At 63.6% G+C, this 14,848-nt stretch carries 16 protein-coding genes; 10 read left to right on the top strand and 6 right to left on the bottom strand.

The features are described 5' to 3' along the window. Nucleotides 1-37: 37 nt before the first annotated feature. Together grxC and ISG32_RS02215 are read right to left on the bottom strand one after the other, a co-directional pair. Entirely contained in the window at nt 38-298 is a 261-nt protein-coding gene (gene grxC / locus ISG32_RS02220; RefSeq protein WP_194769372.1) for a glutaredoxin 3, read from the bottom strand. A 66-nt stretch (nt 299-364) separates the two neighbouring features. Next, nucleotides 365-772 (bottom strand): rhodanese-like domain-containing protein, encoded by a 408-nt coding sequence (locus ISG32_RS02215; protein WP_194769371.1) that lies wholly within the window; start codon nt 770-772, stop codon nt 365-367. Nucleotides 773-845: 73 nt separating this feature from the next. Between ISG32_RS02215 and gpmA the strand changes: the two genes are divergently transcribed. From gpmA to ISG32_RS02195, 4 genes are all read left to right on the top strand, one after another. Further along, on the top strand, nt 846-1,589 hold the full coding sequence (gpmA, locus tag ISG32_RS02210) for a 2,3-diphosphoglycerate-dependent phosphoglycerate mutase (RefSeq protein WP_194769370.1): 744 nt from the start codon (nt 846-848) through the stop codon (nt 1,587-1,589). A gap of 271 nt (nt 1,590-1,860) precedes the next feature. Further along, nucleotides 1,861-3,300 carry a S41 family peptidase gene (locus ISG32_RS02205; protein WP_194769369.1) on the top strand — a complete coding sequence of 480 codons (1,440 nt, stop codon included), beginning with the start codon at nt 1,861-1,863 and terminating at the stop codon, nt 3,298-3,300. Between the two features lie 238 nt (nt 3,301-3,538). Beyond that, entirely contained in the window at nt 3,539-4,309 is a 771-nt protein-coding gene (locus ISG32_RS02200; protein ID WP_194769368.1) for a HesA/MoeB/ThiF family protein, read from the top strand. A 141-nt stretch (nt 4,310-4,450) separates the two neighbouring features. Beyond that, nucleotides 4,451-4,849, top strand: a complete 399-nt coding sequence (locus ISG32_RS02195) for a response regulator (RefSeq protein ID WP_194769367.1) — start codon at nt 4,451-4,453, stop codon at nt 4,847-4,849. A gap of 97 nt (nt 4,850-4,946) precedes the next feature. Here ISG32_RS02195 and ISG32_RS02190 read toward each other — a convergent pair whose 3' ends face one another. Further along, entirely contained in the window at nt 4,947-5,579 is a 633-nt protein-coding gene (locus ISG32_RS02190) for a response regulator (protein WP_194769366.1), read from the bottom strand. Between the two features lie 161 nt (nt 5,580-5,740). Here ISG32_RS02190 and ISG32_RS02185 point away from each other — a divergent pair, with 161 nt between their 5' ends. The 5 genes from ISG32_RS02185 to ISG32_RS02165 all read left to right on the top strand — a co-directional run bounded on the left by ISG32_RS02185 (nt 5,741) and on the right by ISG32_RS02165 (nt 9,770). Further along, the gene (locus ISG32_RS02185; RefSeq protein WP_228529535.1) at nt 5,741-7,081 is read left to right on the top strand and encodes a sensor histidine kinase; all 1,341 of its coding nucleotides are present in this window, start codon (nt 5,741-5,743) and stop codon (nt 7,079-7,081) included. Nucleotides 7,082-7,311: 230 nt separating this feature from the next. Further along, entirely contained in the window at nt 7,312-7,476 is a 165-nt protein-coding gene (locus tag ISG32_RS02180) for a DUF1328 domain-containing protein (protein ID WP_166071004.1), read from the top strand. A 108-nt stretch (nt 7,477-7,584) separates the two neighbouring features. Further along, the gene (locus ISG32_RS02175; protein ID WP_194769365.1) at nt 7,585-7,986 is read left to right on the top strand and encodes a DUF883 family protein; all 402 of its coding nucleotides are present in this window, start codon (nt 7,585-7,587) and stop codon (nt 7,984-7,986) included. A 140-nt stretch (nt 7,987-8,126) separates the two neighbouring features. After that, nucleotides 8,127-8,444, top strand: a complete 318-nt coding sequence (locus ISG32_RS02170; RefSeq protein WP_194769364.1) for a BON domain-containing protein — start codon at nt 8,127-8,129, stop codon at nt 8,442-8,444. Between the two features lie 126 nt (nt 8,445-8,570). Continuing rightward, complete coding sequence (locus ISG32_RS02165) at nt 8,571-9,770, top strand: zinc-binding metallopeptidase family protein (RefSeq protein WP_194769363.1); 1,200 nt, start codon at nt 8,571-8,573, stop codon at nt 9,768-9,770. Here the strand turns inward: ISG32_RS02165 and ISG32_RS02160 are convergent. After that, on the bottom strand, nt 9,743-12,007 hold the full coding sequence (locus tag ISG32_RS02160) for a FepA family TonB-dependent siderophore receptor (RefSeq protein WP_194769362.1): 2,265 nt from the start codon (nt 12,005-12,007) through the stop codon (nt 9,743-9,745). The two genes, ISG32_RS02165 and ISG32_RS02160, sit on opposite strands and share 28 nt — an antisense overlap. Before the next feature lie 180 nt (nt 12,008-12,187). Between ISG32_RS02160 and ISG32_RS02155 the strand changes: the two genes are divergently transcribed. Beyond that, the gene (locus ISG32_RS02155) at nt 12,188-13,189 is read left to right on the top strand and encodes a siderophore ABC transporter substrate-binding protein (RefSeq protein WP_194769361.1); all 1,002 of its coding nucleotides are present in this window, start codon (nt 12,188-12,190) and stop codon (nt 13,187-13,189) included. A gap of 59 nt (nt 13,190-13,248) precedes the next feature. Here the strand turns inward: ISG32_RS02155 and coaD are convergent, their stop codons facing one another. Together coaD and ISG32_RS02145 are read right to left on the bottom strand one after the other, a co-directional pair. Beyond that, nucleotides 13,249-13,749: a pantetheine-phosphate adenylyltransferase gene (coaD, locus tag ISG32_RS02150; protein WP_194769360.1), complete on the bottom strand. Its 501-nt coding sequence runs from the start codon at nt 13,747-13,749 to the stop codon at nt 13,249-13,251. A 49-nt stretch (nt 13,750-13,798) separates the two neighbouring features. Beyond that, nucleotides 13,799-14,812: a DMT family transporter gene (locus tag ISG32_RS02145; RefSeq protein WP_228529534.1), complete on the bottom strand. Its 1,014-nt coding sequence runs from the start codon at nt 14,810-14,812 to the stop codon at nt 13,799-13,801. Between the last annotated feature and the right edge of the window lie 36 nt (nt 14,813-14,848).

Raw genomic sequence — 14,848 nt, 5'->3', positions numbered from 1 at the left:
TCCATTATGCAATGTGCGGGGACATCGCCAGAATTTTTTAAGCGCCTTGCAGCAGCGGCATCAAGCCGCCACGGCCGTCCAGCGCGACGAGATCATCGTGTCCGCCCACATGGGTTTCACCGATGAAAATCTGCGGAACGGTGCGCTGGCCGGTGATTTCCATCATCTTCACGCGCTCGTCGGGGTTAGTGTCCACACGGACTTCCTCGATGTGCTCCACGCCCTTGGATTTGAGGATCTGCTTGGCGCGGATGCAGTAAGGGCACACGGCGGTGGTGTACATCTTGACGACTTGCATGGGGTGTTCCTTTCAGTTGTAGTTGTGGCGCGGGGCCTTGGCGTGCCAGCCCCACGTGGAGGCGAATCAGGCCTTTTCAACCGGCAGCGAGGCTTCGCGCCAGGCGGCGAGGCCGCCCGCGAGCGCCTGCGCGTTGTCATAGCCCAGTTTCTTGGCCACGCCCACGGCGCGGTTGGCGCGGGGGCCCTTGGCGCACACCAGAATCACCGGCAGCGCCTTGTTCTTGACGACCTGCGGCAGCTTTTCCTCGAGCTGGCCGAGCGGCACGCTCTTCGCGCCCTTCACATGAGCGGCCGCGAATTCATCAGGTTCGCACACATCGATAACCACAGCCTTCTCGCGGTTGATCAGCTGGATGGCCTGGGCGGTCGAAAGCGAGCCGGCGCTCGCCCCCTTGATCATGGGAACCAGCAGCAAGGCGCCCGAAATCAGCGCGATGAGGATCAAATACCAGTTGTCTAAGATGAATTTCACGAACGTCCTTGGGTTGGGCAAACCCCGTAATTCTAGAATGTCGGGTTTTGGCCTGTTCCTTCGAGGGTAACCCATGCATAAACTGGTACTGATTCGCCACGGCGAATCCACTTGGAATCTTGAGAATCGCTTCACCGGCTGGACCGATGTCGATCTCACGCCGACGGGCATCGAGCAGGCAAAGAATGCCGGCCGCCTTCTGAAGGCCGAAGGCTACGAATTCGATCTGGCCTACACCAGCGTGCTCAAGCGCGCCACCCGCACGCTCTGGCACACGCTCGACGAGATGGACCGCACCTGGCTGCCGGTACAGCACAGCTGGCGCCTGAACGAGCGCCACTACGGCGGCCTGCAGGGTCTGAACAAGGCCGACATGGCCAAGCAGTACGGTGACGCGCAGGTGCTCGTCTGGCGCCGCAGCTACGACACCCCCCCACCGGCGCTCGAGGCGACCGACCCACGCAGCGAACGCAGCGACATCCGCTACGCCGGTCTCGACCAGGAGCAGATTCCGCTCACCGAGTGCCTCAAGGACACCGTGGCCCGCGTGCTGCCGTTCTGGAACGACTCGATCGCCCCGACGATCCGCTCGGGCAAGCGCGTGGTAATCGCCGCGCACGGCAACTCCATCCGCGCGCTGGTCAAGTACCTGGACAACATCTCGGACGACGACATCGTCAGCCTCAACATCCCCAACGGCATCCCGCTGGTGTACGAGCTCGACGACAACCTCAAGCCGATCCGCCACTACTATCTGGGCGACGCCGAAGCCGCCGCCAAGGCCGCTGCAGCCGTGGCCTCGCAAGGAAAAGCCTGATCTTTCGCGCGCCGGTGTTGGTTTTCCGACCGGCGCATGTGAAGAAACCTTGATTGCAGGGGGAAAAGCCCCACCTTGCGTCACAATGTCCTCTTTGCGCCCGATTGTCAGCAGGCCATCCGCAGGCAGTCCCGCGCTTCGAGGACATTCGACGTTGCCGCCCACCGTGTGGGGGCGTGCAATAAGTTGTCAGGCAATGGAACCCCGGGAACTGCCCGAGGTCAATACCGCACTAAGATGTTGTACATAGTTCGGTTGAGGTAACATATATATGGGCCAAAAACTCAAAATTGCAGGTTGGATTTCCGTCGGCGTCTTTGCCGGCGCACTCACCACCGTGTCCTTGCAGACGGTGGCACGCAGCGGCATGGCGCCTCTGCCTCTGGAAGAAATCCAGCAACTGTCGGCGGTTTTTGGTCTGATCAAGACCGATTACGTCGATCAGGTCGATGACCGCAAGCTGATCACCGACGCCATCTCCGGCATGGTGGCCAGCCTGGATCCGCACTCCCAGTATTTCGACAAGAAGTCCTTCAAGGAATTCCGCGAGGGCACGAGCGGCCGCTTCGTGGGCGTCGGCATCGAGATCACGCAGGAAGACGGCCTGATCAAGATCGTCTCGCCGATTGAAGGCTCCCCCGCCGACCGCGCCGGTCTCAAGACCAACGACCTGATCACCAAGATCGACGACACGGCCGTCAAGGGCCTGTCGCTCAACGACGCCGTCAAGCGCATGCGCGGCGAACCCAACACCAAGGTGACGCTGACCATCCTGCGCAAGGACGAAAGCCGCACCTTCCCCGTGACCATCACGCGCGAAGAGATCAAGACCCAGTCGGTCAAGGCCAAGATGGTCCAGCCGGGCTACGCATGGGTGCGCCTGTCGCAGTTCCAGGAACGCACGGTCGACGACTTCGTGCGCAAGGTGGACGACCTGTACAAGCAGGACCCCAACATCAAGGGCCTGGTGCTCGACCTGCGCAACGACCCGGGCGGTCTGCTCGATGCGGCCGTGGCGATCTCCGCCGCCTTCCTGCCGGAGAACGTGACCGTGGTGACCACCAACGGCCAGTTGCCCGAAAGCAAGTCGACTTTCAAGGCCTCGCCTGAAGACTACGCGCGCCGCGGCAGCGACCCGCTGCGCAGCCTGCCCGCCGCCCTCAAGAAGGTGCCGCTGGTGGTGCTGGTCAACGAAGGCTCGGCGTCCGCCAGCGAAATCGTGGCCGGTGCGCTGCAGGACCACAAGCGTGCCACCGTCATGGGCGCCCAGACCTTCGGCAAGGGCTCGGTCCAGACCGTGCGCCCGCTCGGCCCCGACACCGGCATCAAGCTGACCACCGCGCGCTACTACACGCCAAGCGGCCGCTCGATCCAGGCCAAGGGCATCGTGCCCGATGTGTGGGTCGACGAGACGCCCGATGGCGACCTGTACGCCTCGCTGCGCCCCCGCGAGGCCGATCTGGAGAAGCATCTCTCCAGCGGTCAGGGCGAGGAAGTCAAGGACGCCGCACGCGAGAAGGCCCGCGAGGAAGCCATGAAGCGCCTCGAGGAAGAGTCCAAGGACAAGGAAAAGGCCAAGAAGGACCGCCTGCCCGAGTTCGGCTCTGACAAGGACTTCCAGCTCAACCAGGCGATCAACCAGTTGCGCGGCACGACCGTGCTGGCGAGCAAGTCCAAGACCGAACGCCCCGAAGCGAAGAAGGACGAATGAACGACGCGTTGACGGAAACGTCAATGCGCTGAACAAAGAAAAGGCCGGTTCCTCCCGGCCTTTTTGCTGGTACATCACGGAATGGCCAAGCACCTAGGATTCAGGAGCGGGCCAACTAAGCGCACTGGGCGTCCGAACGAGCGCCACCACAACAAGATGGGCCATCTCGTGAGGCAGCGTCGCGCTCGACGTCCGACAATCTTGCGAAGAACCATCTCTCGACGATGACTGCAACCCGATGAACGACGACCAACTCCTGCGCTACTCCCGCCACATCATGCTCGACGACATCGGCATCGAGGGCCAGGAGCGCATTCTCGCCGCACACGCCCTCGTGATCGGCGCGGGCGGCCTCGGCTCCCCCGTGGCGCTGATTCTCGCGGCAGCAGGCGTGGGCCGCGTCACGCTGGTCGACGACGATCAGGTGGACCTCACCAATCTGCAGCGCCAGATCGCCCACACCACCGAGCGCGTGGGCATGGACAAGGTGGAGTCGGCCAAGGTCGCCATGCTGGCCATCAACCCCGGCGTGGACGTGCGCACCGTGCGCGCGCGCGTGGACGCCGATGCCCTCTCGCGGCTCGTGGAGGACGCCACCGTCGTGCTCGACTGCACCGACAACTACAGGACCCGCCACGCGATCAACGCCGCCTGCGTCAAGGCACGCAAGCCGCTCGTGGCCGGCGCCGCCATCCGCATGGACGGCCAGATCAGCGTCTTCGATCCCCGCAGCGACACGTCGCCCTGCTACGCCTGCCTGTTCTCGCCCGATGACGAGTTCGAGGAGGTGCAATGCTCAACCATGGGGGTGTTTGCGCCCATGGTCAGCATCATCGGCTCGATGCAGGCGGCCGAAGCGCTCAAGCTGATCGTCGAGACGGCGGGCCAGCCGCTCACCGGGCGCCTGCTGATGCTCGACGGCCGCAGCATGCGCTGGACCGAAATGCGCACCGCCCGCGACCCCGAGTGCAAAGTTTGTGCTGCCTCAGCCGCCGGCACCGGCAAGTAGGCGCTTTCCGACGCGTCCTGCATCCTGACGCTGGCAAAATGTCACGCAGCCGACACGTAAAGTAACCCCTGCGCGTTTCGCCGTCCCGTGGTCAGCAAAAAGAACGCGACACGATTGGAAATCGACTTCATCTGGGCAGACGTGAAATTGCGGACTTACATTGTGGAAGACAACGCGACCATTCGCGAAAACCTCATCGGCGCGCTGGAAGAGCTGGCCGATGTCGAGGCCATTGGCATGGCCGAAACGGAAGACGCCGGCAAGGCGTGGTTGACGTCGAACCCCGCCAGTTGGGACCTCGCCATCATCGACCTGTTTCTGCGCCAGGGCAGCGGCCTCGGCGTTCTCGAAGCCTGCCGCAAGCGCGACAAATCCCAGAAGATGATCGTGCTCAGCAACTACGCCACACCCGATGTGCGCATGCGCTGCGCCCAGCTGGGAGTCGATGCCGTCTTCGACAAGTCCAACGAAATCGAGGCCCTAGTTGACTACTGCCGAGAGCACGGCCGCACCCACGTGGAATCCCGCAAGCTGTCCTGATCGCAGAAGAACTTGGCCTGCATTGCCGCATGAGAACGACTGCCCCATCGAAGCATCAAAGCCTCAGGCTTCGCATGAGCCCCACGAAAAAACCGAATCAATCGATCAGCTTGTTTTTGAGGGCGTAGTAGGTGAGATCGCTGTTGGAGGAGAGCCCGAGTTTCTCCATCAGGCGGGTGCGATAGGTGCTCACGGTCTTCACGCTCAGCGAGAGGGACTTGGCGATGTCTCCCGCGGTTTCTCCGCGCGCCAGCTTCAGAAACACCTGGAACTCGCGTTCCGACAGCTGCTCATGCGGCGGCGCATTGTCCTTGCGGTTGAGCTGCTGGGCGAGCAGGTCGGCCACCGCAGGCGTGAGGTAGCGACGACCCAGCGCGATGGTGCGGATGGCCTCCACGATTTCCTTGGGGTCGCATTCCTTGTTGAGGTAACCGCTCGCGCCCTGACGGATCAGGTTGATCGCGTAATGCTCTTCCGGATAGCCGCTCAGGATGAGAATGCCCATGTTAGGCGCCTTGGCACGCAGCATGGCCAGCGCGTCAATGCCGCTTTGTCCCGGCATGGCCAGATCCATGACCAGCACGTCGATTTCATGCGCACGGATCAAGTCGATGGCTTCGCGGCCATTCGCGGCTTCTGCGACGACACGCAAATCAACGTGCTCCGACAAGAACTGCTTCAAACCCGAACGGACAATCGCGTGATCGTCCACGATTCCAACTCTGATCATTCTCGTACTTTCTGAATGAGACCGGCCAAGGCCACTCATTCGATGAATGAAATAGCGACTACTATTGAAACGCAATATAAAGCCAAGTCAATTGAATGATGCCATGGATGCGCGCAGCGTTATAGGTGTTTCTTTCAATTGTGTTACTAGGATTAACATCCATGCGCAAGTTTCCCCTCACCAGAATGTCCATCAACATGCTGCTGGCTCTGTTGGCCGCTGTCGTGCTGGTGGCCGTCAATGAGGTTGGATATTTTGCATCCCACACCGCCATCCAGAGCCTGGAGAAAGCCCAGACCACGCGCCGCACGCTGGAGCGGCTGGTGCGCGAAATGCTCAGCATCGAGAGTGGGCTGCGCGGCTATCTGCTGACCGGCAACGCGCAGTACATCGAGCCTTACGCGGCCAGTGCCAAGAACATCGAGCACGACATCAACCGGCTGCATGGCCTGCTCCAGAGCAGCCCCGAGGACAGCCGCGACTTCACCGAGCTCTCGAGCCAGATCGCGCGCCGCATCTCCGAGCTGGACCTGAGCCTGCAGCTGCGCCGCAGCGGCAACGACGATGCATGGAAGTTCGTGGTCACCACCGACGTCGGGCTCAAGCACATGGAAGCGATCCGCACGACCGCGGAGCGCATGACCCAGCGAACCATCCAGCGTGCGGAGAGCAGCAACGACGAAATCACGCATTCACTGATGCTCTCGCGCATCGGCATCGCGGCAGTCGCGACCATTGGTCTGCTGGCGTTCTACATGTACCTGCGCAAGGCCGAGGCGCTGCAGGAAGCCGACGAGCGCGAGAAGGAAGTGCAGGCCCGCGAGCGCAGCCAGCTCGAGCAGCTGGTGCGCGAGCGCACCGCCTCGCTCGGCAAGCTCGCCACGCACCTGCAGCAGGTGCGTGAAGAGGAACGCGGGCATCTCGCGCGCGAACTGCACGACGAGCTCGGTGCGCTGCTCACGGCCGCCAAGCTCGACGTGGCGCGACTGCGTTCACGCGTGAACCTCGAGCAGCCCGAAGTCTCCGAGCGCCTCAATCACCTCGTGGAGACGCTCAACAGCGTCATCGCGCTCAAGCGCCGCATCATCGAGGATCTGCGCCCCTCCTCGCTCTCCAATCTCGGCCTCACGGCCACGCTGGAGATCCTCACGCACGAATTCGCCGAGCGCTCCAAGATCGAGGTGGATGTGAACCTGGAGTCCGTTCAGCTCTCCGAATTCATGCAGTTGACCGTTTACCGACTGATACAGGAATCTCTCACCAACATCAGCAAGTACGCGAACGCGAGCAAGGTGCTGATCACCGTGCACGACTACCCCACGCATGTCACCGTGCAGGTCCGCGACAACGGTTCGGGCTTTGATACGCACATGGTCTCGCCCACGGCGCACGGCCTCGCCGGCATGCATCACCGCGTGGAGGCGGCGGGCGGGCGTCTCACCGTCACTTCCAACCCCGGCGAGGGCACGCTGGTATCCGCCACCCTGCCCCACAGCGCTTGATCGTCAACACGCTCTGAGCCTCTTCGCGGCTGCATTCCCATGGGCCGTGCGGGGCGTATGCGCCGCGACAAAAGCCGTGCGCGAGTCGCCGTCCGCGCCACCTTGTCAGCCCTGATCCTACAGACGCAAGCGCCCCACACCGGCCAAGCCCTCCACATCGCTGCCATAAAGTGGTTTCATGCGCTGTTGATTTCAACAGCTTGTGACGATACCCATGCAAGGATGTGAATATGCTCCATTACGCAGTAGTATTTCTGGTGATTGCACTGGTGGCGGCCCTGTTCGGATTCGGCGGGATCGCCTCTGGCGCAGTCGGTATCGCAAAGATCCTGTTCTTTGTCTTCATCGTGATCGCGGTCATCACCTTCGTCATGGGGCTGATCAACCGAAAATGACAATGAAGCGCGGGAACGGATTCGCGATATCCGGTCTCCAATCCGTCACTGCAAGTACATGCGACGAGGAGCATGCACGACCGCAGCACTACAACGAAAGGAAATTCAATGAGCGATTTGCACAAGGCTGCCGAGAATGTTGCCGATGCTGCCAAGGGAGCGGCCGAGGACGCGCTGGACTCCGCCAAGCAGGCGGCGTACACCACGCGCCGAGCCGCCAACAAGGCGCTGGATCAGGCAGAGGAAACGCTGGACGAATGGGACGAGCAACTGCGCGCAAGCTCGCGCATTGAAGACCTCGCCGCACGCGCTCAGGAGTTTGCCAATCGCGGCATCAACTACATGGCCGATTCGAGCCAGCGCGCTCGCCGCCAGTTCCACCAGGCCGCCGACGCCACCAACCAGTATGTGCAGGAGCAACCCGCCAAGTCGCTGATGATCGCGGCCGCGGCAGGTGCGGCCGCCGCCGTGCTGGTGATGCTGGCGCGTGGTCGCGGCGACGACCGCTGAGCCTCGCCGCTGCGTGACCAGCGCCCTCGCCGGCACTGGTCACATCGGTCGACGACCCAGGTGATCAAGGCATCGCACCAGAGCCGAATCACCGTCGATCCGCTGCTGTTCTATCCCTGTTTTCACAAGAGGAGTCCACCATGAAATATGTTCGAGCACTCACTTTTGCCGCCATGGCAGGCGTGACCATCGTCACCGCGACCGGCTGCTCGGTTGCGCGTGACCAGCAATCCGTTGGCGAGTACGTGGATGATGCCGGCATCACCGCTGCCGTGAAGGCCAAGTTCGCTGAGGACAAGACCGTGGCGGCCACCTCGATCAGCGTGGAGACGCTCAACGGCACCGTGCAGCTCTCCGGGTTCGCCAAGTCGCAGGCCGAAAAGGACCAGGCCCAGTCCATCGCCCGCACCACCAAGGGCGTTCGCGAAGTGCGCAACAGCATCGTCGTGCGTCCGTAAGCCCGTAAGCCCGTAAGCCCGTAAGCACGCAGACCCACACATCCCCGACGCCGCCCCCGACACTGGGCGGCGTTGCCACATCCGGCCCGCTGAAAACTTTCGCCACTCACGGCACAATGCCCGACCATGCGTCTCTTCCATTGCGGCCACTGCGGCTTCCTCGTGTTCTTCGAAAGCTTTCAGTGCGTGCACTGCGGCAGCACGCTGGCGTTCGTGCGCGAGCATGTGGACGTGGTCGCGCTGATTCAAAGCGGCGACGGCAGCGGACTGTACGAGCGACGCCTGCCCCGCCCGGGTCTGCAGGAGACGCATGAGAACACGTCGAGCGCCGGTGTCAGCGAATCGGAGGCGCCTTATCTGCGCTACCAGATGTGCGCCAACCGCACGCGCTACGGCGCCTGCAATTTCGCGCTCATCCACACTCCGGGCACGCCCGAGGACGCGCTCTGCCGCGCCTGCCAGCACACCCGCGTGCTGCCGGATCTGTCCGATCCGCTGAACGTGCGCCGCTGGGGCCAGATCGAGTCGGCCAAGCGGCGGCTGTACTACATCGACATCCGTCTCGGACTCGATCCACTGCCGGGCGAGTCCGGCCCGGTCTTCGAATTTCTCGCCGACCTCCCCGGCGCGACGCCGGTGCTCACCGGACATGCCTCCGGCGTGATCACGCTGAACGTGGCCGAGGCCGACGATGACGAACGCGTGCGCCGCAGGCTTGCGTTCCACGAGCCCTACCGCACGCTGCTCGGTCACCTGCGGCACGAGATCGGTCACTATTTCTGGGATGCGCTGATCGCGCGCGGCGAGCCACGCCTGCTCGAGGAATTCCGCGCGCTGTTCGGAGACGAACGTCAGGACTACGCACAGGCGCTGCAGAATTACTATGCGCGCACGCCCGTGCCCGATGCCGAGTGGCACGACACGCACGTGAGCGCCTACGCCACGGCCCATCCGTGGGAGGACTGGGCGGAGACCTGGGCCCACTATCTGCATCTGGTGGATCTGCTGGAGACCGCCAAGAGCTTTGACACGCAGATCAATGTGCCGAGCCCGCTGGGCGATCAGCACTTCACGATGATCGATCCCTTCATCATGCCGCCGCCGCCGTTCGAGAGCATGCTGTCGGCGCTGGTGCCGACCACGCTGCTGCTCAACAGCCTCACGCGCAGCCTCGGACAGATCGACGCCTACCCGTTCGCCCTGAGCGCGCGGGCGCAGGAGAAGATGCGCTTCGTGCACGAGGTGATCTCCGAGCGGCGCATCGCAAGCGCCGCCCAGATGGCGTCACCCCATCACGCTCAGAACTTGCCGGTGAGCGACACGTAGTAGGTGCGGCCCGGCTCGTTGTAGGTCGCCGCACCGCCGGCGGAGTTCGAAGCCGTGCGGAACAGGCGCTTGTCGCCGATGTTGTTCACGCCGAAGTTGACCGAGAATTCGCGCTTGATCTGGTACTGCGCGCCCAGACCGAAGGTGGCGTACGAGCCCAGCTCCGTGAGCGCGTCCCCCGTGGCGGCCGAGCCACCGGCGTTGATGGTGCGCGGCTCCTGACGGCCGTAGAACGTCGCGAACAGCTGCGTGGACCAGGCCGGCGTCACGCGCCAGTCCAGCGTCGAATTCACCGTGTACTTGGGAATCACGGACAGGGGCTGGTTGTTGTCCTTGTTGTGGTTCTTCATCATGTAGGTGAAGTTGTTGGTCCACTTGAGGGTGTCGCCACGGTTGCCGATCAGCGGCAGCGTCAGATTACCCTCGAAACCACGCACCACCGCGCGGCTCGCGTTCATCCACTGGAACACCTGCGTGGTGCCGACCACGGTCGAGGTTCCGTCGTTCATCTCCGCGTAGATCTTGTTCTTGTAGTCGTTCTGGAAGTAGGTCAGGCTCGCATCCAGACCTTCGCCACTGCTGAACGCCAGTCCCAGCTCCTTGTTGACGCTGGTCTCGGCCTTGAGATCAGGATTGCCGCGGATGTAGCAGCCGCCGCCCAGATTCGGCGAATTGAGCGGACAGCCCTGGCCGCGCGTGTAGTACAGGTAGTTGACGTTGGTCTGGTAGAGATTCGGCGCCTTGAACGCGCGCGCCACGCCGCCCTTGACCGACCACTGATCCGTCAGGTGGTAGGTCGCGTTGATGCTCGGGCTCCAGTTGCTGCCGGCCTGGCTGTGGTGATCAAAGCGCAGACCGGGCGTGAAGATCAGGTTCTTGATCGGCTCAAAGTTGTCTTCGACGTAGAAGGCCCATGTCTGCGCGTCGGACTTGCCGCTGCGCGTTCCGCTGCCCGTCAGGCCCGAGATGTCGTCGCCGCCATTGCTGACGGAGGACTGCGCGTTGGCCCCCGGATCGTTGAGCTTCTCGTTGCGGTATTCAAAGCCCGAGGTCAGCATGTGGCGCTGGCCGCCGATGCTGAGGGGCGTGTTGACTTCGCCGTTCAGAAAATAGTTGGCCAGCTTGGACGTGACCATGTTGGCCGGATCGGTCGATGTGATCGAGCCTTCGGGGCCGCCGGCCAAGCCGACGGGGTATTGCGAACGGCGCGTGTTTTCCGACTGGAAGACAAGGCGCGACGTGCCCCAGTCCCACTTGCCGCGGTGCGTGAGACCGACGGTATTGCGATGGGTGATGTTGGTTTCCTGACCGAGCAAGGCCTGCATGTTGGCGGCATTGGTGTCGCTGTTCATCAGGCGCTCGCCCGCATAGATGTTGCCCTGACGGCTGGTGCCGGCCTCGAACTCCAGCACCTGCTGGGGCGTCAGGTCCCAGCGCAGCAGCGCGTTCAGGTCGCGATTGCGCACGCCCTCGCGGCCCGCAGGGGCCAGCGCCAGATCGGAGACATGGCTGTTGAGCGAGGTGTCGTCGGCGTCGGTCTTGGCGATGTTGCCGAACAGGCGGAACGACAGGTTTTCGGCCACCGGGCCCGACAGGTTGAAGCTGGCGCGCTTGGTGTTGCCCTCTTCCGAATGCTCGGGCTTGTTGGCGTAGACGGTGACCGAACCGGCGAGCTTGTCGGTTGGCTTCTTGGTGATGATGTTGACCACGCCCCCCGCTGCACCCGAGCCGTAGCGCGCGGCGGCCGGGCCACGGATGACCTCGATGCTCTCGATGGCCTCCACCGGAACCCAGTTGGAATCGCCGCGCGTGTCGCGCTCGCCGGTGCGGCCCATCTTCGAGGCATTGCGCGACTGCACGGGCTTGCCGTCGATCATGATCATCGTGTTCTCGGGGCCCATGCCGCGCAGGTCGATCTGGCGGCTGTTGCCGAACTGGCCCGACGACGAGTTGCCCGTGAGGTTCACGCCGGGCATGGTGCGGATCAGCTCGGAGAGGTCATTCGCCGGTGCCCGCTCCTGCAGTTCCTCCTGCGTGATGATCGACACGCCCAGCGCCTGCTTCAGTTCCTGCTCGGCGGTGGCGCGCACGGTGGTCTCGGGCAGCACCACGCTGGCGGCGGTTTCGGTGACGGCGGTCGGGGCCGGCTGAGCGGATGTCTGGGCCTGAGCCAGTCCATGAACACCGAAAGCGATGGCGCTCAGGGCAAACAGGCTGTGACGGTGCGAGATGGGCATGCTTTCCTTTTTCAACTCAAATGCAAATAAAATTAATTCTTATTACACTTGTGAGTTGATAATGTTGTCAACAAAACCCACTCACGGTGACAAGTCATTTGTCAACCTGATGGACTTGTGCACACAAGCTGAAAAAGAGGAATGTTTGTTTTGACCGTTTTTGTTTCAGGAGAACCTCAGATGTCGCCGCTTTCGACGCCCCCTCAACTGACCCGCCGCACGGCGCTCGCCTTCGCGGTGGCCCTTGGCACCGCGACATTCCACGGACTGACCCTGGCACGGTCCTCCACCGGCACTACCGGCACCGTCGACGTCCGCCATGCCAGAGGAAACGCCCGCGTCGCCGCGAATCCGCAGCGTGTCGTGGCCTACGACCTCGCCTCGCTGGACATCATGCAGAGCCTCCAACTGCCCGTGGCAGGCGTGCCGCGCGCGGCCTTTCCGCAGTACCTGCAGGGGTTTGGCGACCACGCCCGCTACCCCATCGCGGGCAGCCTGTTCGATCCCGACTTCGATGCGCTGAGCCGCATCCGCCCCGATCTGATCCTCGTCGGCGGCCGCTCCGCCGCGCGCAGCGAGACCCTCGCGCGCATCGCCCCGACGCTCGACATGAGCACGCGCGGCACGCAACTGCTGGAAGACATGGGCCGCAACGTACAGGCGTTGGCGTCGCTCTACGGCAAGCAGGCGCAGGGCGAGCAACTGATGAAGCAGGTGCATGACGACATCGCCGAGCTCAAGCCAATCACCGCCAAGGCCGGTCGCGGACTGCTGGTGCTCGCCATCAACGACAAGCTCAGCCCACAGGCGCCGGGCACGCGCTTCGGCCTGCTGCATGACGTGCTCGGCGTGCAGCCCGCACTCGCAGCGGACAAGGTACCCGCGCGCGGCCAGCCCTTCACCATGGACGACATCGCGCGCATCGACCCCGACTGGCTCTATGTCATCGACCGCAACGCGGCCACCGGCTCGGCGGCGGGCGGCGGCGTGGCGATTGCGTCCGAGAAGGTGTTCGACAACGCCACCATCCGCGCGACGACGGCCGGCAAGCGCGGCCAGGTCGTGTTCCTCGACCCCAAGGGCTGGTACCTGATGGGCAGCGCCGCTCCGACCGCGATGATCCAGAACGTGCGCCAGATCCGCGGCGCGTTGACAGCCAACAGCGCTGCCAGCGCCGCCTGAAAGTGACAACAGACCCGGACGGGTCTGTTCAATGTCATTCCGCTGCGCGCGTCAACCGATCAGGGCTTCTTCGTCAGCGCGAGCTTGTCGTTGAGCCTGCGCTGCACGTTCGCCGAGACGAACTTGTCGACCTCGCCGCCCAGCGTGGCGATTTCGCGCACGAAGGTGCTGCTGATGAACTGGTACTTGTCGCTCGGCGTGAGAAACACGGTCTCCACTTCGGGCATCAGATGGCGGTTCATGCCCGCAAGCTGGAATTCATAATCGAAATCCGTCACCGCACGCAGCCCGCGCACCATGGCCTTGCCGCCACGCGCGACGACGAAGTCGCGCATCAGGCCGTCGAAGCTCTCCACCTTCACCTGCGGATAGGGGCTGCAGGCTTCGGTCACCATGGCGATCCTCTCCTCCAGGTTGAACATCGTCTTCTTGTGGTGCCCCGCCGCCACGGCGACGATCACGCGGTCGAACAGCTGACTGGCGCGACGCACGATGTCCTCATGCCCGAGCGTGATCGGGTCGAATGTTCCTGGATAGATGGCAAGCACGTTTTGCGCCATGGCTGTGTATCTCCTTCGGGCGCATTATGCATTGCACTGCAGCACGATTTCACGCTTTGGCCGCACGCAGTTCGCTGATGCGATAGCCCGCGATCGCCGCCGCGATCATCGCGATGCCCAGCCATTGCCAGGCGCCGGGCCGGATGCCGAACCACAGCAGGTCCACCGTGAGCGCGATGGCGGGGTAGATGAAGCTCAGAATCGCGATCGCCGCCGCGCCTAGTCGCTGAAAGGCGCCGTACATGATCACGTACATCAGCGCCGTGTGCACCAGCCCCAGCGTGACGACGCAGAGCAGCGTCTGCACGAGCGGCACCGACGCCGAGCGCAGGGCCGCGCTGCCGAGCAGCAGGGGCAGCGCCCAGAGCGCCAGCACCGCGCCGCCGGCCGTCATCTGCAGCATCGCGGTCTGCGCGGGCGGCACCTGCTTGACGCGCCGCGTGGCCACCACGGTCAGCGTGTAGAGCGCTGCGGCCAGCAGGCTCAGCAGCACGCCTTGGACCACACTCTGTCCATGCGACGCAGCGGTATTTGCAAGTTGCATCTCGTGCACCACGCCACTGCTGAGCACCACGCCCGCGAGCGCCAGCAGCATGTAGGGCACGCGGCGCCAGCCGATGGTCTCGCCGCCCAGCGCCGACACCAGCACCAGAAAGAACGGCTGCACGTGGTAGACCACCGTCGCGATGCCGATGCCCGCAAACGCATAGGCATGGAACAGCGCCACCCAGTTGATGACCAGCGCCATGCCGCCCACCGCCATCCAGACCAGATCGCGACGCGACAGCGAGACCCATTCGCGACGCGCGGTGATCCACAGCGCGAGCGCCAGCGCGCCGATCACGCAGCGCGACAGCACGACAACCTCCACCGGCAGGCCGCTCTCGATGACGAAGAGCCCGATGGTGCCCGACAGCGCCATCGCCAGCACCATGCGCCAGACGCCGCCGCTTGCGCGACTGGCAAGTGGGGGTGGCGGTGAGGCGGACATCGACGCGTTGGCCATGGTGGGTGGGGTGGACGTGGTGGGGGTGAAGGACGTGGAAGACTGCGAGCCGTTCATGAGATTCTTTCCTGCTGCGCACATTGGCAGCGCTCT

Source organism: Diaphorobacter caeni (assembly GCF_015354245.1).
GTDB lineage: Bacteria > Pseudomonadota > Gammaproteobacteria > Burkholderiales > Burkholderiaceae_C > Diaphorobacter_A > Diaphorobacter_A caeni.
Note: the sequence above shows the minus strand (reverse complement) of the source record. Positions and strands in the feature narration are given on the sequence as shown.